The 24,168-nt window shown below is 32.6% G+C and carries 27 protein-coding genes; 8 read left to right on the plus strand and 19 right to left on the minus strand.

Annotated elements, in window-relative coordinates; translation table 11 throughout:
* Positions 1 to 15: 15 nt before the first annotated feature.
* A complete protein-coding gene (locus HM992_RS05165) occupies positions 16 to 1,341 on the minus strand; it encodes a TolC family protein (protein ID WP_179318951.1) in 1,326 nt (441 codons plus the stop codon).
* A 6-nt stretch (positions 1,342 to 1,347) separates the two neighbouring features.
* Positions 1,348 to 1,947: a TetR/AcrR family transcriptional regulator gene (locus HM992_RS05170; protein ID WP_178986070.1), complete on the minus strand. Its 600-nt coding sequence runs from the start codon at positions 1,945 to 1,947 to the stop codon at positions 1,348 to 1,350.
* Positions 1,948 to 2,098: 151 nt separating this feature from the next.
* Here HM992_RS05170 and HM992_RS05175 point away from each other — a divergent pair, with 151 nt between their 5' ends.
* The 8 genes from HM992_RS05175 to HM992_RS05210 all read left to right on the plus strand — a co-directional run bounded on the left by HM992_RS05175 (position 2,099) and on the right by HM992_RS05210 (position 7,861).
* Positions 2,099 to 3,073 (plus strand): polyprenyl synthetase family protein, encoded by a 975-nt coding sequence (locus HM992_RS05175; RefSeq protein ID WP_179318952.1) that lies wholly within the window; start codon positions 2,099 to 2,101, stop codon positions 3,071 to 3,073.
* A 6-nt stretch (positions 3,074 to 3,079) separates the two neighbouring features.
* A complete protein-coding gene (locus HM992_RS05180) occupies positions 3,080 to 3,430 on the plus strand; it encodes a hypothetical protein (RefSeq protein ID WP_178986068.1) in 351 nt (116 codons plus the stop codon).
* Positions 3,431 to 3,505: 75 nt separating this feature from the next.
* Positions 3,506 to 3,940, plus strand: coding sequence for an RrF2 family transcriptional regulator (locus HM992_RS05185; protein ID WP_179318953.1), 435 nt, complete (start codon positions 3,506 to 3,508; stop codon positions 3,938 to 3,940).
* A 49-nt stretch (positions 3,941 to 3,989) separates the two neighbouring features.
* Entirely contained in the window at positions 3,990 to 4,721 is a 732-nt protein-coding gene (gene ric / locus HM992_RS05190) for an iron-sulfur cluster repair di-iron protein (RefSeq protein ID WP_179318954.1), read from the plus strand.
* 111 nt (positions 4,722 to 4,832) lie between these two features.
* Positions 4,833 to 6,026, plus strand: coding sequence for a hypothetical protein (locus HM992_RS05195; protein ID WP_179318955.1), 1,194 nt, complete (start codon positions 4,833 to 4,835; stop codon positions 6,024 to 6,026).
* Positions 6,016 to 6,477 (plus strand): hemerythrin domain-containing protein, encoded by a 462-nt coding sequence (locus HM992_RS05200; RefSeq protein ID WP_179318956.1) that lies wholly within the window; start codon positions 6,016 to 6,018, stop codon positions 6,475 to 6,477. The genes HM992_RS05195 and HM992_RS05200 overlap by 11 nt, the downstream gene beginning before the upstream one ends.
* Before the next feature lie 73 nt (positions 6,478 to 6,550).
* The gene (locus HM992_RS05205) at positions 6,551 to 7,375 is read left to right on the plus strand and encodes a universal stress protein (protein WP_179318957.1); all 825 of its coding nucleotides are present in this window, start codon (positions 6,551 to 6,553) and stop codon (positions 7,373 to 7,375) included.
* A gap of 36 nt (positions 7,376 to 7,411) precedes the next feature.
* On the plus strand, positions 7,412 to 7,861 hold the full coding sequence (locus HM992_RS05210) for a pyridoxamine 5'-phosphate oxidase family protein (RefSeq protein ID WP_179318958.1): 450 nt from the start codon (positions 7,412 to 7,414) through the stop codon (positions 7,859 to 7,861).
* Between the two features lie 39 nt (positions 7,862 to 7,900).
* Here the strand turns inward: HM992_RS05210 and HM992_RS05215 are convergent, their stop codons facing one another.
* The 17 genes from HM992_RS05215 to HM992_RS05295 all read right to left on the minus strand — a co-directional run bounded on the left by HM992_RS05215 (position 7,901) and on the right by HM992_RS05295 (position 24,122).
* Positions 7,901 to 9,160, minus strand: coding sequence for an alginate export family protein (locus HM992_RS05215; protein WP_179318959.1), 1,260 nt, complete (start codon positions 9,158 to 9,160; stop codon positions 7,901 to 7,903).
* 11 nt (positions 9,161 to 9,171) lie between these two features.
* Entirely contained in the window at positions 9,172 to 9,888 is a 717-nt protein-coding gene (locus tag HM992_RS05220) for an SCO family protein (RefSeq protein ID WP_179318960.1), read from the minus strand.
* Positions 9,885 to 10,664 (minus strand): formylglycine-generating enzyme family protein, encoded by a 780-nt coding sequence (locus tag HM992_RS05225; protein WP_178986059.1) that lies wholly within the window; start codon positions 10,662 to 10,664, stop codon positions 9,885 to 9,887. The genes HM992_RS05220 and HM992_RS05225 overlap by 4 nt, the downstream gene beginning before the upstream one ends.
* A gap of 4 nt (positions 10,665 to 10,668) precedes the next feature.
* Positions 10,669 to 12,108 (minus strand): copper-containing nitrite reductase, encoded by a 1,440-nt coding sequence (gene nirK, locus HM992_RS05230; RefSeq protein ID WP_178986058.1) that lies wholly within the window; start codon positions 12,106 to 12,108, stop codon positions 10,669 to 10,671.
* 185 nt (positions 12,109 to 12,293) lie between these two features.
* Positions 12,294 to 14,294, minus strand: a complete 2,001-nt coding sequence (locus HM992_RS05235; protein ID WP_179318961.1) for a TonB-dependent receptor plug domain-containing protein — start codon at positions 14,292 to 14,294, stop codon at positions 12,294 to 12,296.
* A gap of 138 nt (positions 14,295 to 14,432) precedes the next feature.
* A complete protein-coding gene (locus tag HM992_RS05240) occupies positions 14,433 to 15,275 on the minus strand; it encodes a hypothetical protein (RefSeq protein ID WP_179318962.1) in 843 nt (280 codons plus the stop codon).
* 98 nt (positions 15,276 to 15,373) lie between these two features.
* Positions 15,374 to 15,772 (minus strand): hypothetical protein, encoded by a 399-nt coding sequence (locus HM992_RS05245; protein WP_179318963.1) that lies wholly within the window; start codon positions 15,770 to 15,772, stop codon positions 15,374 to 15,376.
* Between the two features lie 44 nt (positions 15,773 to 15,816).
* Positions 15,817 to 16,242 (minus strand): hypothetical protein, encoded by a 426-nt coding sequence (locus HM992_RS05250; protein ID WP_229720451.1) that lies wholly within the window; start codon positions 16,240 to 16,242, stop codon positions 15,817 to 15,819.
* Between the two features lie 2 nt (positions 16,243 to 16,244).
* A complete protein-coding gene (locus HM992_RS05255; RefSeq protein WP_115817051.1) occupies positions 16,245 to 17,027 on the minus strand; it encodes an ABC transporter permease in 783 nt (260 codons plus the stop codon).
* A complete protein-coding gene (locus HM992_RS05260; protein ID WP_179318964.1) occupies positions 17,020 to 17,727 on the minus strand; it encodes an ABC transporter ATP-binding protein in 708 nt (235 codons plus the stop codon). Before HM992_RS05260 ends, HM992_RS05255 begins: the two co-directional genes overlap by 8 nt.
* Positions 17,721 to 18,956 carry a nitrous oxide reductase family maturation protein NosD gene (locus HM992_RS05265; protein WP_179318965.1) on the minus strand — a complete coding sequence of 412 codons (1,236 nt, stop codon included), beginning with the start codon at positions 18,954 to 18,956 and terminating at the stop codon, positions 17,721 to 17,723. The genes HM992_RS05260 and HM992_RS05265 overlap by 7 nt, the downstream gene beginning before the upstream one ends.
* A gap of 4 nt (positions 18,957 to 18,960) precedes the next feature.
* The gene (locus HM992_RS05270; RefSeq protein WP_179318966.1) at positions 18,961 to 19,398 is read right to left on the minus strand and encodes a nitrous oxide reductase accessory protein NosL; all 438 of its coding nucleotides are present in this window, start codon (positions 19,396 to 19,398) and stop codon (positions 18,961 to 18,963) included.
* Positions 19,399 to 19,428: 30 nt separating this feature from the next.
* Positions 19,429 to 20,046, minus strand: coding sequence for a hypothetical protein (locus HM992_RS05275; protein WP_179318967.1), 618 nt, complete (start codon positions 20,044 to 20,046; stop codon positions 19,429 to 19,431).
* Positions 20,047 to 20,197: 151 nt separating this feature from the next.
* The gene (nosZ, locus tag HM992_RS05280; protein WP_178986051.1) at positions 20,198 to 22,168 is read right to left on the minus strand and encodes a Sec-dependent nitrous-oxide reductase; all 1,971 of its coding nucleotides are present in this window, start codon (positions 22,166 to 22,168) and stop codon (positions 20,198 to 20,200) included.
* A 28-nt stretch (positions 22,169 to 22,196) separates the two neighbouring features.
* On the minus strand, positions 22,197 to 22,769 hold the full coding sequence (locus tag HM992_RS05285) for a fasciclin domain-containing protein (protein ID WP_179318968.1): 573 nt from the start codon (positions 22,767 to 22,769) through the stop codon (positions 22,197 to 22,199).
* A 5-nt stretch (positions 22,770 to 22,774) separates the two neighbouring features.
* A complete protein-coding gene (locus tag HM992_RS05290) occupies positions 22,775 to 23,254 on the minus strand; it encodes a c-type cytochrome (protein WP_178986049.1) in 480 nt (159 codons plus the stop codon).
* 325 nt (positions 23,255 to 23,579) lie between these two features.
* Entirely contained in the window at positions 23,580 to 24,122 is a 543-nt protein-coding gene (locus HM992_RS05295; protein WP_178986048.1) for an alpha-ketoglutarate decarboxylase, read from the minus strand.
* Positions 24,123 to 24,168: the final 46 nt, after the last annotated feature.

Here is a 24,168-nt window from a genome sequence, read left to right on the forward strand (position 1 = left end):
TGTGATAGTGATTTATTAATTATTGATTGGTGTATTAAGAACAGTTTCTAAGGTTGCTTTAGAGTTGATGACGTCTAGCATTGCTTGAAGTAATTCTTGTTGTGCTGAATATAATTGTGTTTGTGCTTGTCTAAGTTCGAAGCTAGAACCAATACCTTCAAAAAACTTAGTTTGGTTTTTAGTTTCTATACGTTCTGCAAGTGATAAATTTTGTCTTTTGTTGTCGTAATCTTCAATGGCAAATTGATAATCACTTTTAGCTGATGCAATTTCAAGTTTGATGCGTTGTTCTGTTTCTGTTAGATCCGTTTCGGCTTTTTCTAAATTAATTTTAGCGCGTTGGGTAGAAGCGTTGCGCATTCCAGAACTAAAAATTGGAATACTAAGGGTTACACCAAATGCAGAAGTGCCAATCCATCGTTGTTCTTTGTCAAAATAGGTAAACTCATCACTGTTTCCTACATAGGCACCATTTAAATAGGCGCTTAAAGTTGGGAGTGCCTTACTTTGCTCAAGTTTTACAAGTAATTCTTTAGAGACTTTATCATTATTTGCAATTTTATAATCGATGTTATTTTCAACATTATTTTCAAGTGCTAAAATTTCTAGATTTATATTATTGTCGGTTAAGGATTCTAAAGTGTCCGTTAAAATTGTTGTGTTGTAAACATCAATACCTAAATTAATATTAAGCATTTGAAGTGCAATATTCTGGAGACGTTCGGTTTTGTTTAAATTACTTTTTAAGCCTGAAAGTGTGATTTGTAATTGCTCTACACTTTCTTCTTCCTCTAAGCCGTTTTCAAAGATTTTTTCAGTCTCAAAAAGATTTTTTTCTAATACAGATACGTTTCGTCTTAGAATCTCAACACTTTCATTTGCTAATAGGACATTGCCATAAGCATTAATTACAGCTTTTCTAACTTCTAGGTCTGTTTTCGTTTTGGCATTTTCAGAGATTTCCAAAAATACTTTTGCGGATTGTAAACCTACAATATAGGAGCCATCAAAAAGTAGTTGGTTTAAGGTTACGGACGGATTCATAGATTGTTTGGCACCAAAATCTACCACACCATCCTGATCAAAATCAATGGCATCGAACTGTTGTTTAATGTTGTTGGTATAACTTATACTGGCATCAATTTGAGGTAAGCCAGTAGCTGTTGTTTCCCATTTTTGTTGTTTGGCTGCTTCAATATCTCGAGAAGCATTAATGGCCGTTCTATTGTTTTCCAAAGCATAGTCAATAGCTTCTTGAAGCGAAAGGCTTATAGGCTGGTCTTGCGAAAAGCCGACTTGAAAAATAATAAAACCTATTAATAGCGTTAGTGTTTTTTTCATAGGTTATTAAAGATTGGTGTTTAGTTGTGTTAATTTTTCTAATCCTTTAGCGGAGCAGATACCTCGTAAATGGTAATCTATATAATTGTTCATTAACATCATCATTGAAAAATTTTCGCGAGGAAAAATATCTTGATCCTTTAAAGAAATCATACCGTTAAAATAGAATCGTGCTATAAAATCAATGTCTATACTGTCTCTATAGAATTCTTGGGTTACACCACGTTCTAAATTACGGGTTACACAACCCAACATTTTTTCGAATTGCTTTTTCTTTAATGAAGCATAAATTTTAGGATAGTATTTTTGAAGCTGATATTGAGGAGACGATTTTTCGTCTTTTAAATTAAGCATTACAAACCGTTTAATCTCATATATTTCTTCTATTGGGTTTTTGTCTAGCTCACAAATACAATCAATCCCATGTGAAATACAGTTAAAAACATGCATTGCAGTAGCTTCTACAAGTTTTGTTTTGTTTTGAAAATGCTGATAAATAGTTTTTTTTGAAATACCCATTTCATTAGCAATATCATCCATGGTAACGCTCTTAAACCCTAAGTTTAAGAACAAATCAGTAGATTTTAATATTATTTTATCTTTCATCTCTGTGTTCCGAGAAAGCGGAATATCTTTTTATTTGGACGCAAAACTACAATAGGAAACTTTAAAAACCAAAAAAGTTTCCAAAGTTTTAATGATTTTTTAACATGATTAACATTTGTTTAAAATATGTTTAATACATTATTTTTGTCTTATGCAACATATTGAGAATTATCAAAAGCCCTTTCTAAAATATTTAGAAGATTTTACAGTAGATCGAGAACCCCAAAATTTATATAGTCCTATTAAATATATATTGGAATTAGGTGGTAAACGACTACGACCAATTTTAACATTAATGACGGCTGAGGTTTTTGGTGGAACCGCTCAAAAAGCCATGGATGCGGCTTTGTCTATAGAGGTTTTTCATAATTTTTCTTTAGTGCACGATGATATTATGGATGATGCTCCTTTGCGAAGAGGCGAACAAACGGTTCATGAAAAGTGGAATTTAAATACCGGAATTCTCTCAGGTGATGCTATGTTAATTATGGCGTATCAATTATTTGAAAATTATGATGCGCAAACATTTCAGGATTTAGCGAAACTATTTAGTAAAACAGCTTTAGAGGTTTGTGAAGGTCAGCAATATGATATTGATTTTGAAACACGAGACGATGTTACCATTGCTGAGTATTTAAAAATGATTGAATTTAAAACAGCAGTTTTAGTTGGTGCTGCCATGAAAATGGGAGCTATTGTAGCAAAAGCGTCAATTGAAGATCAAAATGCTATCTATGAATTTGGACGCTATTTAGGCATCGCTTTTCAATTACAAGACGATTATTTAGATGCGTTTGGAAATCCTGAAACCTTTGGAAAACAAGTAGGAGGTGATATTATTGAAAATAAAAAGACCTATTTGTATTTAAAAACAATGGAATTAGGTTCTGATGATGATAGTTTAAATTTAAAAACGTTTATGTCTAATTCAGAACTTCCTAATACTAATAAAGTTGAAAAGGTAAAAGCGTTATTCAATAGATCTGGTGCTTCAGAAGCTACTCAAATTGCTGTAAAAAATTACACGAATAAGGCGTTTGAGGTTCTAAAAAGTTTAAATATTGCTGATGATAGAAAGCAATCACTTCGTTTGTTTGGTGAACAATTAATGAACAGACGCGTTTAATACCCAATGAATTTACCGTCAAATTTTGAGGAGTTAATTCTAGAAGCAGAAACGCTACAACTCTATAGGAAACTTATTATTCAACTTAACAAGGATTTATTGTATGCTAATATAGATTTAGAGTTTGATGAAGAAACCTTGCCTACGAGTTTAAAATTAGTGTTTCAAGACACCGTTTTTAATCTCATAAATTCTAAATTTTCAGACTATCTTAATCTCCTTTATATTGTAGATGTTTCAGAAGCTAAAATAAAAGCTCTTGATGGCAGTGATGTTTTAAAGTTGTCTGAAGACGTAACTTTTATTATTTTGCAACGTGAATGGCAAAAAGTATGGTATAAATCCAAATATTCTTAAAATTATTTATTCCGGATAATATTGTCCTATTTAAAAGATTAATTGTATTTTTGTAATCTAAAACAGCAATAAAAGATGTTTTCTAAAGCTTGTGAGTACGGCATAAAAGCAGCAATTTTTATTGCTATTAATTCTTCAGAAAGTAGACGTGTAAGTCCTAAAGAGATTTCAGAAGAGATAGATTCTCCTCAGGCTTTTACAGCTAAAATTCTACAAGCTTTGGTGAGAAACAACATTGTGAAATCCGTTAGAGGTGCCCATGGTGGTTTTGAAATTGATAAAGATAAAATTGCAACCACCAAACTCTCTCAAATAGTTTTTGCCATAGATGGTGATAATATCTATAAAGGTTGTGGATTAGGCTTACATACTTGCGATGAAAATCATCCTTGTCCTGTACACGATAAGTTTAAGATCGTTAGAGACGAACTTAAGGATATGTTAGAAACAACTAGTTTAGAGCAACTCGCATTAGATATAAAATCTGGTGTCACATTTTTAAAGGTCTAAAAAAAATTTGAATATAAATAAGATAAAATTATCCGAAATAAAAAATAATATGGAAACACTTCAAAAAAACACACAAAAAGAAATAGGGCAATTTGTTGCCGAGGATTTTAGAACTGCAGCTATTTTTTCAAAATATAAAATTGACTTTTGTTGTCAAGGTAACAGAACCGTAGAGGAGGCTTGTGATAAAAAAGGTATTGATAGTAACACGCTAATAGATGAGCTTAATCAGGTTTTAGATTCTAAAGGTGGAGAAACCATTGATTATAAATCTTGGCCATTAGATTTATTGGCTGAATATATTGAAAAGAAACACCACAGGTATGTTGAAGAAAAAACACCAGTATTACGCCAGTTTTTAGATAAACTTTGTAAAGTTCATGGTGAGCGTCACCCAGAGTTATTTAAAATTAATGAATTATTTGTGGCTTCGTCTGGAGAATTAGCGTCGCACATGAAAAAAGAAGAACTCATCCTTTTTCCTTTCATAAAAAAAATGGTAAAAGCTAAATTAGAAAATAGCGCTGTACAATCTCCTCAATTTGGTACGGTTGAAAATCCTATAGCCATGATGATGGAAGAACACGATAACGAAGGTGCACGCTTTAGAGAAATAGATGCCCTTACAAATAATTATACTCCGCCAGCAGATGCATGTAATACGTATAAAGTTACTTTTGCCATGTTAGAGGAATTTGAAAAAGATTTACATCTACACATTCATTTAGAGAATAATATCCTTTTCCCAGAGGCTATAAAATTGGAACAACAGTTTGGTTAATAAAAATCCCTAATACATTTTTAAACTAGAGAAATCCTAAGATGTTATTCCCTTGCATTTTGGGATTTTCTTCATATTAATCTGTATCTTACTAAATCGTAATTTAAAGCGATGTCCAAAAAATTAGTCATCATATGTTTAATTAATTTTCTAATTGCTGCCGTAATGGGTTTGGCATTACGCTTCTCGTTTTTAGAATCTATTGGTTTAAATTATCGGTTTTTAACACATGCGCATTCTCATGTTGCGATGTTGGGTTGGGTGTATTTAATGTTATTTACACTTTTTGTTCATTACCTGATTCCAGATAAACCCAAAAGTTTTACGCGTTTATTTTGGCTCACAGAATTTGCTGTGGTTGGTATGATGATTAGCTTTCCGTTACAAGGGTATGCTGTTATTTCTATATCTTTTTCAACACTACATATTTTTTGTAGCTATTATTTTGTACATCTCATTTGGAAACACATTAAAACCAATTCTTCAGTTACAGAAAAGTTATTAAAATCATCACTTGTATTCATGGTTGTTTCCACAATTGGTGTTTGGTGTTTAGGACCAGCGGTTTCAATGTTTGGACCTGCTTCTGCGTTTTATCAAATTGCAATTCAGTTCTTTTTACATTTTCAGTTTAATGGCTGGTTTTTAATCGGAGTTATCACTGTATTCTTTCATATTTTAAAGATTGAAGATTCTAAAACGTTCAAGCAATTCTACATACTATTAATAACATCAACACTATTAACGTTCGCCTTGCCAATACAATGGTTTGCACCTCATAGTAGTTTGCCTTGGATTAATGGAGTAGGAGTGGCACTTCAGATTGGAGCGCTTTATAAATTCTTTCAACTTGTAAAACCGAATCAAAATTTAGTGTTTAATAAAGAAAATAAGCATGTGATCTATATGTATAGTTTTGCGCTTGTTTGTTTTATTTTAAAAGTACTGTTTCAATCATTATCTGTTTTACCTCAATTTTCAGAAGTTGTTTATAATCATCGCAATTTTGTCATTGGATTCATTCACTTACTCATGTTGGGTGTGATTTCAGGATTTTTATTTGCTTTTATTTTGAAAAGCGATTTAGTAACTTTTTCTAAAAGTTTAGATTTAGGTATTTTTAGTTTTCTTTTAGGCTTTGTATTAACGGAATTACTCCTATTAATTCAAGGTGTAATGTTTTACGTCGGTAGTGGTATGCTTCCGAATTATTACCTGTTGTTATTTCTTTTCAGCATCTTATTGCCCTTAGGAATCAGCATTATCTTATTACATATTATAAAACACAAAACGTATGCAATCTAAACCTCAAAAAAGACATAAAGCACTTCAACCTTTAAGCAGAGAACATCATCATGGCTTACTATTATCTTGGAAAATCAGAGCAGGATTTAGTAAGGAAATCGATCCTAAACGCATTAGAGCTTATGCTCATTGGTTTTTTGAAAATCATTTAATTCCACATTTTGAATTAGAAGAAATACATATTTTTTCGATTTTAGAGCCAGAAAATGAGTTGGTAAAACGTGGTTTAGCAGAACACAGACGTTTAAAGCGATTGTTTACAGATTACGATGATGATGTAAAAATACTGAGTAAAATTGAAGAAGAATTAGAGCAGCATATTCGATTTGAAGAACGGATTCTTTTCCCAGAAATTCAAAAGGTAGCAACAGAAGCACAGTTACGTCACATCGAGCTCATACATCAGCCCGAAAAGTTTATAGACAACGAAAGTGATGTGTTTTGGAAATAGAAATCCTATACATGATTAATATCATTGTGGGTATTTATGAATTTATTTAGATTTAAGAATAAGTTCTATTAAGATGAAAAAGATACTTTTACTTACGGATTTTTCTAAGAATGCTACAAATGCTATTGCTTATGCCATGCAATTTTTTGAATCTAAAAAGTGTACATTCTATGTTATGTATGTGCACAAAGTAGGTGGCTATGTATCCGATGATTTATTAATGTCTCCTAAAAATTCTATTCACGATTCTATAACTGAAAAACCCAAGAAGAAGCTAAATGCTTTAATCGAAAAATTAAAACAAGATTATAAGGAACAAGATTACGAATTTGAGTTTATTATAGATTACGACGTGTTTATTGATGCGATCAATCAAGCTGTAAACAAATTGTCTATAGATTTTGTAGTAATGGGAAGCAATGGTGCTTCCAATGTTAAAGAGGTGATTTTCGGAAGTAACACGATTAATGTCATTGAAAAGGTGAAATGTAAAACCTTAGTGGTACCAAGTAATTATGAGTTTATACCTACTAAAGAATTTCTTGTATCCTTAAATAAGGATTGCGTATTAAATAGTTATTTACGTGACACTATTATCGACTTTATAGAAGATTTCAATCTTAAATTGCATGTCTTAAGAGTGACATCAGAAAAGGAAACCTATACTATTGCTTTAGACGATAAGGAACGATTATCGTTGTTAGAGTCTAAATATTATCTCGTCCAAGATGTGCCAGTAGATTATGCTGTTTCTAGTTACCTTCAAACGAATACTATAGATATAACCGCTTTTATTGCACAAGATAAATCGTTGTTAAAACGTCTGTTTAGTGCCTCACCAAGTAAAGTGCTAAAGTCTAGAATGAAATTGCCATTGTTAGTCTTGCATAATCATTAGTTACTGAATTTTAAAATGTTTAAAAGTGTAGAAGCCATGATAAAAATCTTAAATATAGAAGAGTGTGAACTAATATTAAGCCGGAACTATATCGGTCATTTGGCTTATGTTTATCAAGGTAAACCTTTTGTTGTACCCATTACTTATTTTTATTCGACCGATAGAATTATTTGTTATTCTGGAGATGGACATAAAATAAATGCTTTACGTCAGCATAAGTCGGTAGCACTAGAAGTTTCTGAAATAAACACAATTACCAATTGGAAATCTGTTGTAGCACATGGAGACTTTATAGAACTAGAACGAAGTAGTGCCAAAGCTTTGTTACACGAGTTTTCTTTAGGTGTTAAAGATGTTATTTTGCGAAAAGAATTACGTGATCTCGATTTTATAAGTGAATTTTCTGCTAAAATTGATTCTGAAGAAACAGCTGTAGTTTTTGTTATTGATATAACCGAGTTGACGGGTAAATTAAGGCACGATTAAAATAATTTTCCTTAGTTGAAAAACTAAAAATACTTCCTTTTAATTATTAAATGATGTTTTGAATAAGCTAGGATTAATAGTTATCATTAACCAAGCCCAATGGTTAGAGTTATCTTTATTACCAGCTTTTAAAACTTCCATAGTTTCTGTAGCAAATAATTGTGAGTAGCCTGCGTTAAAACTAACATCCTTTGTCCATTTATAACCTAAAACCAAATCTAATTCGGTTCCTAATGCATTGCTCATTTCATTATTAGTATTGTCAATTACAGTGGCTGCAGAAGAAAATAAGTGAGGTACTAATTTTGCTGAAAACTTATCTTTTTCATACCCTAATGTGGCGTTAATATCTATTAATCCAACCGAATTAGCATGATTGCCAACATAAAAATAGTCCATTAGTCCGTTGAACTTATGATTGGTTCCAAACCAAGGATTAAAAGATTTTAAAGTATTCTCTGTGGTATTCATGTCTGTGCCAGAAAGATATTCAACACCCAATCCTGCTTTAAATTGATCATTGATTTTATAATACGCATTGGCGGCAATATTAATAGCGCTTAAATGGGTTTCTGCAATTTTTCCGGTTTGAAAATAGAAGGATGCATCAGCATTAAATTTATTGTTTTCAAAAGTAGCTCTAGTACCTATAGTTTGGTTATAATCTACATTCTGTTTATCATTATCATCTTCATAAGTTAAGCCATTATTTAAGATTAAAAAACTTAAGCTTACGGCCTCTAATTTGGTGTGGTACCATAAATATTGGAATGCTTTATAATCATTAACGAGGTACTCGGTTTCAAATAGTGTTTCTGCATTTTCATTCATTGCTAAACCTAAGTCGAACCTGTTAGTGGAATTCGGTTTGTAGGTCATTACAAAAGCATCATGGCTTCTTGCTTGTTGGGCCCAGCCTACATTTCCAAATATTCTGTGATCGTCATAGTTAAGTTCTTGTCTCCCTAATTTTAAAGAAAGATGAGAATTTAATAATAGTTGAGCCCAGGCTTCGTGTATAGTAATGCCGTTTTTATCAGAAGTTGATAGGGTCGCAACATCTCCCCAAACTCTAACATTTTGAAAAGCAATATAAGCCTTAAGCTTTTCGCTTTTATAGTTTAAATTTAACCGTGTGCGTTGCGATATAAATGTTGCGGCATCAACATCATCTGGTGATAGTGTTTTGTAACCATGTCTGTATTCAAAACGAGGTCTTAATTCCGTTGAAATTTCAAACTCTTGCGCATAGGACGTCATTACAACTCCTAAACATAGGATTGTTAGTATCGTTTTCATTGTTGTAGTTTTTATTGGGTGAGCTGAAGGATTGCCTCAATAGTTTCTTTGTTGTCAACGCCTAAACCCTCTTGCTGGTGTATTAACTCTCCACCAGAATTAAAGACACTTATTATGTTAGAGTGTGAAAAATCTATAGGTGATATTTCTTTATATTTTACGGATAAAACATTAGCAAATTCACGAACTCCACTTTCTGTACCTTGTAAAAAAGTCCATTGTTCATCGTCCATACCATTTTCTAAAGCAAAAGCTTTTAAACGTTCCGGATTATCCGTTTCAGGATCAATACTTATTAAAACAAATTCGAGATTTTTAATATTTTCATCCGGAATTTGAGCTTCAATATTTCGCATATCTGCTACTAATCTTGGGCATGCAGCTTTGCACGAGGTGTAAATCATAACCATAACCATGGTCTTTCCTTTTAAATCTGTAAGTTGAATTTCTTCATCTTCTTCATTATGCCATTTGCTTGTTAGATTGAAAATAGATGCTTCTGAAATTTCATCGGTATCCATGTCTTTTGAAGATGCTTCTAATAGTTTTAAATCCATTTTGCAAACAGGGCAACTACCTTCTTTATCATAGGTTTTGTCTCCTTCACATTGCATAGGACACTGAAAAACCGCTAAATCTGCAGCTGTATTTTTTGTTTTATCTGAATTACAAGCCGTAATAGAGAGGATTAAGACAAAAGTGGATAGTATAATTTTTAAATTTTTCATTGTTGTTCTTTTATATCTTGTACACATCTGAAGCCTAAATTTTTCATAGAGTATCTCGCTTTAAGACTTCCTCTAATGGCGTAACGCATAAATGCCGCATAATTCATTAAATCTGTCGCATTGACTGCTGCACTTCCACAAAATAGATTACTGTCTTTATCAACATCTTTTCTGGATTCCCCAGTTATTAATACGGAATTGAAATCTAAAGTCCATTCCCAAACCAAACCGTGTAGGTCGTAAACTCCCCAAGCATTTTTTTTAGTTTTACCAATACTGTTTTCTTCTGTTCTTGGAGCTTCATACCAAGCTAAAATTTGTTGGTTGTACTCAGGTTTCACTCTTGCATCTTTTGTAGTTTCATCTGCCATGGCAACATATTCCCACTCATCTACTGTTGGTAAGCGCTTGTTTTGGCATTCGCAATACGCTTTAGCAGCAAACCATGATACATAAGTTATTGGTCTTTTTGTAGACATAGAGTCTTTGACTTTTAGGTCTGTTTTCCAATTAACTAAATAGCTTTCGTCTGCAAACAATGAAATCACTTTAGATTTGCTCCATTTGGGATATTTTTCAACAAATTCTATGTATTCGGCTGTAGTTACAGGGTAAATATCCATTTTAAAATCATTGACTTCAACGACTGTAGAATCTCTTCCATATAAAGGAATATAGCGACTCCCTTCAATGAGAACCATGTCTTTAGTCTGCCCAATCATTAAAGATTGAACCATTAAGCACAGTAATAACAAACTAAAGACTTTGGTTTTCATAATATTATTTCTTTTTAACGTCGTCAACCATCTTTTTGGTCACTACTTTTTTAGAATTTCCCCAACTATTGTAAACATAAGTTAATACATTGGCAACATCGTCTGAAGAAATCATTTGCTTGGTCATAACGCTATTATACTTCTCACCATTTACAGTGATTTCGCCACTCAACCCATTGACTACAACTCCAATTGCTCTATCCACATCGGCATTTAAATAATCTGAATTTGCCAATGGAGGGAAAGCATTAGGAATACCTTGGCCTTCTGCTTGGTGACAAGCAAAACAGGTTTGCATATAGATTTGTTTTCCAAACTCCATTTGTTCTTCGAAAGATTTGGCCGGAATTTCAGATTCTACAATCTCATTAGTTGTTGGCATATTTTGTATTCCTGGTCCCTCAGGTAAATAAATACCTTCTCTAATCTCGCCAGAATATATTTTCTTTTGTTCTTCACCTTCAACTTTAAGCATACCTAAAGCACCTTTGTTAAACGCTCTAAATATAGAGTGATCAACTAGAATAAACGTTCCAGGTACGTCGACTTTAAATTCTACAATAGCAGCACCACCAGCAGGAATAAGCGTGGTTTGTACATTTTCATTAATTAAGTCACCACCCTCAACATGAACTTTATCAAATATTTCACCGATAACGTGGAAAGAAGAGACAAGATTTGGCCCACCATTTCCGACATAAAGTCTAACGGTTTCGCCTACTTTTGCTGTTATGGCATTATCACCAGTTAAGGCGCCAACGCTTCCGTTAAATACAACGTAATCTGCGTTTTCGTCCACTGCTTTTTGCATGTCGAAAGGCTGTAAGCCACGTTCACCATTTTTACCTTTGGTATAAAAATCACCTTGCATAATGTAGTATTCTTTATCTACTTGTGGTAACCCTCCTTCTGGTTCAACGAGAATAAGGCCATACATGCCGTTGGCAATATGCATTCCTACAGGTGCTGTTGCACAGTGGTAAACATAGAGTCCTGGGTTTAATGTTTTAAACGAAAATGTTTTTTCATGGCCTGGAGCTACAAAAGAAGATTCTGCTCCACCTCCCGGACCTGAAACAGCATGTAAATCTATATTGTGTGGTAGTTTATTATCTGGATGATTGGATAATGTAAATTCAACTTCATCACCAACACGTGTTCTAATAAAACTACCTGGTACAGAACCACCAAAGGTCCAATACACATACTTTACTCCATCTGTTAGTTCGCCTTCTTCTTCAAGAATTTCCATATTAACAATAAGCTTTTTTGCTTTTCGTCGTCCTACCGGTGTTGGTACATTTGGAGGTGACGTTAATTCTGCAATCATTTCTCTACTTACCGGAATTTCTGCAGTATCAGAGTGTTGTTCTGTTTTTTCGCTGTCTCCACAACTTAACATGATTAAAGCTAAGCTAAGGATGATTGGTTTTAGTGTTTTCATTGGTTTACGTGGTTTAATTTTTTTCAAAAATAGATGGATAAATAATTATTTAATATGACAAATATCATAAATAAGATAAAATTGTCCTAATTAAAATAAATTGATATTGAATTCTAAAGATGTAAAATCTAAGATAGTAATAACTTATGTATAAAAGTCACTTTTAGAGGTTTTTACAAGTTTAGCTATTGTAGGACAAATGAAAGGTTTAAGTAAAAATTGCGTCCTTGTCTAGGGAAGTTATTCCAATCTGCATAGGTAGAGTATTTAGTGTCTAATATGTTTTCAACACCATATTTTAATACTGTTTTTCCAAGTTTATTATGGAAAACGTTTCCTAAGTTAAGATTGAGTATCGCATAATCAGCAGTTTCATTTTCACCATACTTACTACTATAATTGCTTTGGTTTCCATTACCATCTAATTGCAATGCAGCATTAAATTTAGGTGTATTGTAATTGAATTCAGCAAAGTAAGAAAATGGTTTTATGAGTGGTAAATTTTCACCATCATTCCCTTTGCCATAATTGTAGCCAACCGTTCCGTTTATTGCAAAACGTTCTGATATTTTATAACTACTATTTACATACGTATTAAAAATAGAGGCATGGTCTAATGCGGTATAAACACGCACACCATTTGCACCAATAGTCATTGAGCTTACGTCTGGCGCAATCTCACCGATAATATAATCCATAATATGGAAGTAGGATGATTCTAAACCAATTTCAAAATCGTTGAATTTTTGTTTAAAACTAAAGTTCGCTTCTAAGGCTTTTTCATCTTTTAAATTTGGATTGCCGATGTAATCGTAATTATCAAAACTGTCGAATAAGAAAAAGCCATAACCTTCACTAACCGATGGTGCGCGTTCGCCATAACCTAAACCAAAGGATAGATTATAATTCTCTTTTTTTAGTTGATATGCTGATGACAAACTCACTAAAAATCGATTGTTTTGGTCTTGTACATTATCATGAAATATCTCTAGACTTTGTACACCAACTTCTTTTGCTATTTTGTTTTTGTGATAGCCTAATCGTATAGAAGATGCGAGTGTTTCATGGGCACTAAAATGAAAATCATCTTTAATGAAAATACCAGAATATAACGTTCTAATGTCTGGCCAAGTGTACATAAACATATCTGGTTCACTTGGATTATTAGAAAACATGGTCATTTCTGCTAAAGACTTATTATAAAATCCGTTAAAGTTGAATGTAAAATGATGTTTATTTTGTACAACATCAGCCTTGCTATAAAAACCATAAGTATCACTCCAACCTGGCATGTCCATTCTTATAGCTACAACAGGTCGCTTTGTATCGTCCATAATATGAGTTATGGTATTAAAATACAATTTGGTTTCTAAAGATTTTAAGGCTTTATCTTCTGGTTTGTAATTATGGGTTAGGGATGCAATTAAAGCTTCAGCTAAAGAAACATCCATTGGTAAAGCAGGATAACCTACATCTGTAGCTTTATCATAAATAACGTTGGCATCTATGCTTTGAGTTTCTGAAAATTTGTAGCCCGTTTTTAATGAGATATTATACTTTTCGAATTGAGAATATAGGATTTCTTCGTTGTTACCAGCATCATAATTATCAGATTTTCTATAAATACCATCTGCGCTAATAAAGAATTTATTGCCTGTGTATTCTAAATCTAATCCAGTTGCTTTATAGTTGCCGTTGGTTTCATAACCTAAGTCTAATCCAGATTTAAAACCAGAACCATTAAATTTAGAGGATGGTAATTTTAAATCTATTCCACCACCAATTGAATGTCCGTTTTCTGTGCCTTCTTGACCAGAACCAATAGTTACTTTTTCGAGATTAGAAACATCAACATAAGACGTTATTGGGTCCATTTTATCAGTACAAGCACCAAAAATTTGCATACCATCAATAGTAACCACCAATCGCTCGCTTGTCATGTTGTTAATGGTTGGTTCCCAAGCGTAATTACCACGTTTTATCATGGTTACTTTATTAGATTTTTCAAGATAGTCATCAATGCTAGACAGTGTTTTTTCTTGTCTGTGATTGCTTAATTTACGTCTTGAAAGTACGAGGACTTCTTCTAATTTTGTAGTGTCTTTTTTAGTCTCTTTATTGTTGTCTTGGGCAAATCCCAAAGAAGACAATAGCAGACATAGAATGACTGTTATTAGCGTTTTCATAGCTAAAAATTTTAGTGTTTTAAATGAATTGGCAAAAATGTGTCTTAGACGTTAGAGGCGAAACTGAAGAATCACAACCACTATTAAAGTTGAGATTCTTCACTTTGTGCCTCGTTCTTAATGACAGTAAGGAATAAATTAAAATTCCAGTTCTAAATACAAACTACTTGCTTCGTTTTCATCGGTAACGTCTTCGCCTTTTAATACATCATCATTAGCGTTCATTAATTTTAGGTTTAGTTTCCAATAACCAGTCATTGTTAATGATAAATCTGCATAATAGAAATTATCTGCATTATTATAAGTTAAATCAGTATTGTTAGGTGACGTATGATTTCCCATGCCTGGCATACGTGGGTCTAAAGCTATGGTATAGTCTTCTACAACTGGAAACGTCATCATGTTTTCCATTTTAAATAGACCAACTTTCATTTCGTTTACAGCAATACTTGGGTCTTTTGGTTCAATGAGCGCAAGGATATAATTGGTGCCATCGCTACCCATAAAAGTTGATGTGTTTTGGTTTTCATATTGAAATACAGATATCGTTTCTGTAACCGAATAATCAGTGCCATCAATAGTGTAATTTAATGTTAGTGACCAACCAGAAGCATCTGTATTTGTCATTTGGTAGATTATAAAACCTTCATAAACGGTATCTTTTCCTAAAGCTTTTGAAATTGTAGATTTAGGCGATGAATGTTCCATAGTTGGCATTTGCATCATTGGCATCCAAGAAAGGATAGCATCTTCTATATAGCTATCTGTTGTGTTGTCTTTAATTCTAAGACTAACTAAATTATAGCCAGTTTCAAACATACCTTTCTCGTTGTAAAGTTCTATGGTTTGGTTGTTGTTAAAAATAGTTTGAATAAGTTCTAGGCCTTCAGTTTCATTAACTATGGCATCATCATCGTTGTCTGTTGAACATGAAAAGAATAGCGCAATAAATGCGATTGGTAATAAATATTTAAGTTTCATTTTAAAGTGTTTAAGTTATTTTTTAATGTAAGTATCCTGTTCGAAGCCGATGTGGTTTCAAAAAACAGAAGTTTGCTCTAAGTAGAGCTTCAAAAAAATTAACTTAAATCTGGTGGTGGTGTATGGATATCATAATACCCAGAAACTGGTTGTTTTATTCTGTAATGTGTGTTGTTTTGAAACCTTTCTAATTGAATTAAATTTGAGTTGGTATGGTTTGTAGTTTCATAAATAACAAAAACGTCTAAGCGCGTTCTGTCGCTTGATGGTATTGGTGCATCTGAACTTGAATCTGTGTTATGTTGTACTAATTGTTTGGCTAAATGACATTTACCATTACAGCCTTTTTGATTGTTTTTTTGAACACAAAGCGTTTTAGCAATAAAATCTTGGTTCATCATAAAATCGGTTACAATAACCACATTGTTAATATTATTCGCTAATAAAACGAACGTTAAAAACAAGGCAGTGACTCTATATGTAACCTTTAATATCATATTGCTAAATTCGGATAATTTTGTCTTTAATTAGATGATTTTTGTCAGTTAATCTTAAAATATTCGAAATAGGTGGCTGTTAAGTTTTTTAAGTGATTTACTTTTTGCTCTAATTCTGAAGCGTTTTCTACGTCTTTTATATCTGTGATTTCTTCTAGAATAGGGACGAGTACCACATGAAGCTGGTCGTGTGCTTCGCCTTCCATATCACAGCTTTTTATAATATAGCTTGTTTGTTTTGAAAGTATATCGCCTAATACTTTTCCACGTGTTGAAGTATTATTTTTTAAAATAGAATCAATACGCTTCATGCCAATATGGGTTTCTTCATTTGCAACCCACTTTCCGTTATTGTTGAGTGTTAAACCTTCAAGTTGAATGGCTTGAGGTTCTGTTGTGTTGTTTTTGCATGAATAACAACTTAACAACATCATTATGATAATGACTGAATTTGATAATATTCGTTTCATAATTAAAAATCTTTTTTCTTTGATTTGAATACGATGCGTAAAACAGGCATAACAACCCAAATGGTGAGCATCACAAAAGACACAATTAAACCAAAACTTGTTCCGAAAAATTGTTTGAAAACGGCACCTGTGTATCCTAATAACGCAGAAATATCTAGTTTTAAAAGGATAAGCGTTCTCGATAAATCTATTGGATTTAGCATAGTGCCAATGAGTGAAACTTTATCTAGCGGATAATCTTCAAATAAAATTAGTGTCATTAAAAATAGTCCATCATAAATAACGGCCAAGAACAACCAAAGTAAGATGGCATAACCAAATCCTTTAATTTTGTTCTCGTTAGACAATGCAATGTTAAAGGCTAAAGCGGTAAAAATTAAGGTTAAAAATGTACCGGTAATTAGTAGTAGTGAAAAATCCCAAATGGCACTGCTTTCAAATAAGCCATAAAACACAAATGGGATGCCTAAACCCAAAATTAAACTCATAGATAATGATAAGGCAACACCAAGATATTGTCCTAAAAAAATGGACGAACGTTTAATAGGTTGTGCTAAAAGTAGCTCAGTAAATTCTTGAGAATTGTAATAATACATGACGCCAAAAATTGTCCCAATTAATGGTACTAAAACAATGATGACGTTCATTAAAGTAATGACTGCTTTTGAAAGGTCGTTGTTTAAAAATAATAACACAACACCTAATAATAAATAAAAAGCAAAATACACGTAACTCCAGCGACTACGCATAAGGTCGTAAAAACTATATTTTAATATCTTAAGCATGGTTATCGGTTAATATAGACGCAATCGCATGTTCGAAATCGGGTTGATTGGTCTTGGTTTTTAATTTTTGGATGGTACCTTTAAAGTAAATTTTACCTTCTAGGATAAATACAATTTCATCTGAAATTTCTTCAACAAAACTCATAATGTGTGAGGTAATGAGCACTGTTTTCCCTTTGGCTTTTTCAGCTTTAATTAAATCTTTTAATCTAATGAGTGAAATTGGGTCTAAACCTGTGGTTGGTTCGTCTAAAATAATTAACGGACTATCAAACATAAAAGTTAAAACGAGATTCACTTTTTGTTTGGTTCCACCTGAGAGGTTACCTAATTTTTTGTCTAAAAAGGGTTCGAGTCTAAAAAGTTCAATTAGACGCTCATCTTCATTGGTCGGTTTGCGTAAATCCTTAATCATTTTAATTAATTCCTTTACACGAAGGTTACTCGGGAAGTTTGCTATTTGCGGTAAATAATCAATTTTATGTCTGTATTCTGAATTCTTTTTAATGTTTTCGCCAAGTACAGTGATGTTTCCTTTATCTGGAATTACCATACCCAAAACTGATTTTATCAACGTGGTTTTACCTGAGCCATTTGGGCCAAGTACAGCGAAAATTCCACCTTCACTTATGTTGAGGTCAACACCACTTAATACTTGGTTTTTGCCAAATTTTTTATGTAGATTCTCTATGGTTACCATGTTAGTTTTTTTATTTGTGGATTGTTGTCTAGTAAATCATCTGGTGTAAAAACAGGTGATACTTTTTCGGAAAAATCAATGATATCAATAAACATACTACGCAGTAAAATGATGGTTTCTGGTGTGCGGTTTACGATATAAGAAAAGAGCTTTACAGGTCTGTAAGGAACATCTCCAATGCCATTTTTGTCTAAATCGTAACCTGTATAATTACTCCAGTAATTTCTATCAAAAATATTGTCGTTAACATTGCTATTGTAAGCAATATCAAAAGAGTTGTATAGAAAATTATTCTCAATAAATTCATTTGTATAACAAGCACCTTTTACTTTAATTGCCCAACCATTATTAGAAAAATTATTATGTTTATAGGTAATTCGGTTAGAGCCTTCTATGTTAATGCCAATGGTGTTGTCTTCAAAAATATTGCCTATAATTTCTGCATCATTAATCTCTTTTAATAGCATTCCGTAGGAAGCTGTTCCCCAATTTTCTTTAAAAAGATTGTTATACATTTTTATGCGTTTAGAAAACATAACTGCTACTCCAGCACCATTGTTTTCAAACGTATTATCTTGATAGATGTCATCATTAGAAAACATAAAATGTAAGCCGTAACGCACATTTAACGTACTAATATTGTTTTTAATTAGGCAGTCATCAGAGAACTCTAAGTAAATACCATCTCTTACATGTTCTACGTAATTATGTTCAATTTCTACATTTTTACTGTACCATAATTGTATGCCATTACCAGAATTATATTCTTCTACAGCATCTCCAATTATTTTGTTATGATACACTTTTCCATTTCTAGATTTTTCGATATAAATACCAAAGAAAAGTTTTTCTAATACTAAATTCTGAATGACAAAATTTTTGCTGTTTTTAACTCTAATCGCAGCATAATCTTCAGTGTAACTTGTGCCAACATTTATGATAAATAAGCCATCTACGGTAACATTATCTGCTGTTATAGTAATAATTTCACCTTTTTTTTCACCATCAATTACTGGGTAATTTTTTCCAATAATTGTTAGAGGTTTGTCCACTAAAATAGCATGTTCTTTGTAAGTGCCTTTTTTAACTATTATGGTATCAAAATCTTTTGATTGTATTATAGCCTCTTTTAAAGTTGAAACAGGACAAGTGTTACAAACCTCAATAGTTTGGGCAATACTTATGTTAGCTATAAAAATAGCTATAAAAAAAAACGTTATACTTTTCATGTTACTAGGCTTTTAAGTGTGCTAGTAATTCTGGCCAAGAGTATAGTTTTCCGCCTTTTTCTGTTTGTACTTTTTCTGCTTCAGATTTATTCTCGAAAGCGGTTAAAAATGCTCCCATTGGGCTTGGCATGTTTTTACTGATTAAAAACGTTGCTTTTGTTGCATCAGTGAAAGCTTCAGGATTAGAAAAATAATTTGTGAGGTATAATTCTATTTCGGATGTATCAAATTCATCGAAATAATTAACCATACATTCTGTGGCATCAAATTTATAAACTTTTCCTTTTTTTGTTACAAACTCTGCTGCATGTACTTTATCTACAATGGTCATTTTACAAAAGTGACAACCATCGCTTCCATATTCTATGGGTTTTGGTGATACGTTACAACTTGAAAAAATAAGAAGTAATAGTAGTGTTGAATAGTGTTTTAGTGTTTTCATTTTTTTTAGTGTTTTGAAAATGTAAAATTACTATGTGATTTTTTTGACACTTGTTTTTCGGCCTAACCAAAAGGCAATAAGAGTAAAAGACATGCCTATAAACATTAAGTAACCTCCTGTATGTGGTAAAGAAGTAACATCGAAGTTTAGTAGTTTTTTAAAACCAATTAAAGGTGGTTTGTAAGACATTGGTGAACCATCTGGATTTGTTACTTTTATGATAGCGTGTGGGTCTAAATTGCCACCGTAATCTGCCAACCAATTATTAAAATCGTACATGCCTAAAATGCCTAAAACAGACATTAAAACAAACCAACCCAAGAAATATTTATAACTTACTTTGTTAAGATATCCTAATAAGCCAATAATTACACCTAATAAAGCCATACCTAATATTACTTTAGGAAATACTGAGAATTCCCACATTTCTTCGGCTTTTGGAATGGTTTTCATTCCGATATAGTGATTTAAACCGTCAATGTTTTGTAAATCAAATTCAGATACACCTTTTATACCATCAATATGAATGTTCATTCCTAAAGGGTCAGGATATTGAGGTGCTCCAAGCATAATGTTCCATAAAGGGAATTTAAAAAGTCCTAATAACAGTAATGAACCAATTATCATTATAATGCTAGCCTTTTTCATGATGTGTAATATTTAATATTCTTTTCAGTGAGGTTTCTGCGTCAACAGAATAAAGTGTTTTAAAAAAGAAAGGCGAGAGCGAAAACTCAACTCTCGCCTTAGTTAGAGAAATAAACACTAAAACAAAATTTCTCTAATTCTTAAAATTAATTTACTCAATATCTTCTCCTAGAGACCACTTAATTGGCACATCTGAATCTGCAGCAGATACTCTAATATAACCTTGCATTTCTTGGTGTAATGCAGAACAGAAATCTGTACAATAGAATGGCCAAACACCAACTTGTTTAGGTTCCCAAACAGATGATTTTGTTTGTCCTGGCATTATCAATAATTCTGAATTGTTTTGACCAAGTACAGCAAATCCATGAGGTACATCAAAATCTTGCTCTAAATTAGTAACGTGGAAATACACTTTGTCTCCTACTTTAACTCCTTCAATATTATCTGGTGAGAAGTGACTTCTAATAGTTGTCATATAAATATGTACTTCATTTCCGTCTCTTACCACTTTAGTATCAGCATCAGATTTTGCAGCATATGGATGCTTGTTATCTGCTAACTTATAGATTTTTTGAGATTGCTCTTTAATGATACTTGCTTCCATTGCAGCAGCATAATGTGGTTCTCCATGTGTAGGGAAATCTAAAAGTAATTCCATTTTATCTCCAGAGATATCATACAATTGTGCACTATGTTCCATTTCTGGACCTGTTGGTAAATAACGGTCTTTTGTTATTTTATTCATTGCAAACATGTATTTACCTTGTGGTTTTCCAGAATTTCCTCCAGGAATTGTTAAGTGACCAACAGAGTAATATGTAGGTTTTCTATCAATAACTTCCCATGTTCCTATTTTCCATTTTACAACTTCAGAAGAAATAAAGAAGGTCGTATATGCATTTCCTTTTCCATCAAATTCAGTATGTAAAGGTCCTAATCCTGGTTGCTCTACAACACCTGCTAAAACATCTTCGAAGTTTAAAATTGGAATGCCGTAAGCTTCACCTGCAAATTTCTCTTTTTCAATAGCATCTAACATTTTTGTAAATGAATGCACTGTTAAGTTTGCAGAAAGTTTTCCATTACCTACAATGTATTCTCCAGAAGGATCTACATCACAACCATGTGGTGATTTTGGTGTTGGAATAAAATAAACAGCTCCAGGAACATCAATAGGGTTAACAACACGTACTTCTTTTTTTATAGTAGAAGTTGCTGTATGAGTATGCTCATCATAAAGATTGTGCGCGTAATTAGCTGGCATCATTTTTCCACCACCATTATTAACGTACTCTTCAATTTTTTTCCAGTTTACAGCTGCGATAAAATCTTTATCATTTTGTGAAGCGTTAACTTCTAATAATGTGCTAGCTTCTTCAGTATTATATGTTGTAAAGAAGAACCAACCGTGAGATTTTCCACGTCCTGGATGTGATAAATCGTAGTTGAAACCTGGCATTAATACCTGGAATTTTATATCCATGTTACCAGTTTCTGGTGCTACACTAATAAAAGATAAGGCACCTTGAAAGTTTCCTTTGTAATCTTTAATTGGCATATCACGTTGCGGAATTGGCACTGAAAATCGTGTTCCTGCAACTACATATTCTGTATTTTCTGTTACAAATGAAGAACTGTGGTTACCAGCACTATTTGGAACTTCAATAATTTCTTCAGTTTCAAATGTGGTAAGACTAATTCTTGCAATACGAGGTGTGTTGTTTTCATTTATAAAAACCCAACGACCATCTAACTCTCCTTTTGATTGAGAAATATCTGGATGGTGAGAATCTCCCCAGGGTACAAATCCGTGAGACGTGTTTAACATTGGTTTTGTTTCTTCAGAATAACCATAACCAGACGTTGCAAATTGAGAGAAAACAGGGATTTCTTTAAACATTCTACCAGATGGTAACCCGTAAACGGTAATGTTACCACTATATCCGCCAGAAATGAATGCGTAATGAGAATCGTATTCTCCTGGTGCTACATATACTTTTTCTGCAATATTGTTAGACAACGCTCCAGACTTACCGCCAGATTGGTTGCCATTATTACAACCTGTAAATCCTAAAAGGATAACGAGCATTGCAATACTTGATGTTAATATATTTTTCATTTTGTTTAAATATTTAGTTAGTTATTAATTATTCAGTTGGTGGCAATAAAACTTTGTCTATAACATGGACAATTCCGTTACCAGCTTTTATGCTAGCCAATATTTTAGCTCCTCCAATCATTGGTTCTCCATCTACTACTTCTACTTTTACATAGCCATTATTAGCTTGACCTAGTTTTTTAAATTTCTTTAAAAAGTCTTTAGAATAGTTACCAGGAGTCACATGATACTTTAGGATATTAGCTAAAGCATCTTTGTTTTCTGGTTTTAGTAAATTTTCTACTGTTCCTTCAGGTAAGGCTGCAAAGGCTTCATTTGTTGGTGCAAAAACCATTAAAGGTCCTGCGTTTACCAAAGCATTTTCTAATTGAGCTGCCTGTACTGCGGCAACTAAAGTAGTGTGGTTTTTAGAGCCAATAGCAATACTTAAAACAGTTGTACTGCCATCATCTTCAATAAAGGCTTGGCCAGTTCGTTCTGTAGATTCTGTTTCTGTTTTTAATTCTGATGATGTGGTTGAATCATCTTTGTTCGCGTCCTTGCATGAGCTAAAAAGGGTAGCAACTGCAAGGACAATAAACAAGTGTTTGGTTAGTTTCATATATTTTATTTTAAGGTTCTAAAATATTCTAATACGGCTCTAGCTTCTTCTTCCGTTAGGTGTTGGTTTGCCATAGGTGCTCCATTGAATTCCATTAATAAGTCCTTAGCTAATGGATCTTGTTTAATCATTTCTTCAGGATTCAAAATCATGTTCATTACCCATTCAGGACTTCTTCGAGATAAAATACCAGTTGGTGCAGGTCCAATGAATTTTTTATCTGTTTTGTGGCAAGCTGTACACATTTTACTATAAACATCCATTCCGTGTTTTACCATTTCTTGGTCAACTTCTTCTGCCAAGGTTACAGAAGTGATTGGTCCAACTCCTTTGTTAGAAAGTTCTATACGTTTAGAAGCAGGAATCTTAGCTTCGGTTTTTACAGGTGCTTTTTTTCCGTAACTTGATGCTTCTTTTTTTTCTCCACCACCACAACTCATTAAAGTTGCAAATGTGATAATTGACAATAGTTTTAGTGATTTCATTATGATTTTAGTTTTAATTTAAAGCAAATTTAAAGATGAGAATATAAAAAAAACATGATAATTATCATATTCAAGACAATATTGTCCTATTTAATTTTTGAATAGTGATTACTCGTAACATTACAGTGTTAATTAATGCTTAAGGAGTTGATTAGTAGTTTTTTGTAATGTTGTTAAAAAGGTGTTTAGCTTTGCTGTCTAAAGTTGAAAAAATATAAATTATAGATAACTAGTGAGATTCACTGTCTTTAGAAAAACTGTTAACGTTTTACATTTTTAATCTGCTAATTGAAAATTAATCGAGTGCTAAGGTGTTACTTGTTTATTAAAACTGAAACCTTACAAAGGGCATCCATGCTTCCGAGTAAATACTTTTGTCTTTGTCATAGAGGACATCGTATCTAATACCTATAGTAACATTTCTACTTGTATAGCCTGCTCCTAAAAATAAGGCAGGATACCAATACTCATCATCAAGGTTTGAAACGAAATTTTGATCAAAGTTTCTGCTGACGTGTAATTGTTCAAACTCTGTAGAAATTTGTACAGCTTCGTAAGGATTAAAAAGGCCAAGAATACTTCCGCCTAAAACAGTAGATTTAAAAACATCCTTTTGAGAGCTGTAAGAAAAATTAAGACCAACTCCAGTCGCTATATAAGGATTAAATCTGTAAACGGCATTTGGAGAAATTGCACCACTAAAAAAACCATCGCCAAAACTAAGTCCAAGACCTCCACCATATTCTACATGACTCCAAAAGTTGGTAGTTTTAGAAATACGATCTTGTGAGAATGTGCTAATTGTGCAAAAGCAAATTAAGATAGTGAGAACTAATGATTTTGATGTACAAATGTTGTTGTTATTCATAATAATTTAGCTAGATATTTTCAATATGTTATAAATATAATAAATC

The sequence above is a fragment of the Winogradskyella helgolandensis genome, from assembly GCF_013404085.1.
In the GTDB taxonomy this organism is placed as follows: Bacteria; Bacteroidota; Bacteroidia; order Flavobacteriales; family Flavobacteriaceae; genus Winogradskyella; species Winogradskyella helgolandensis.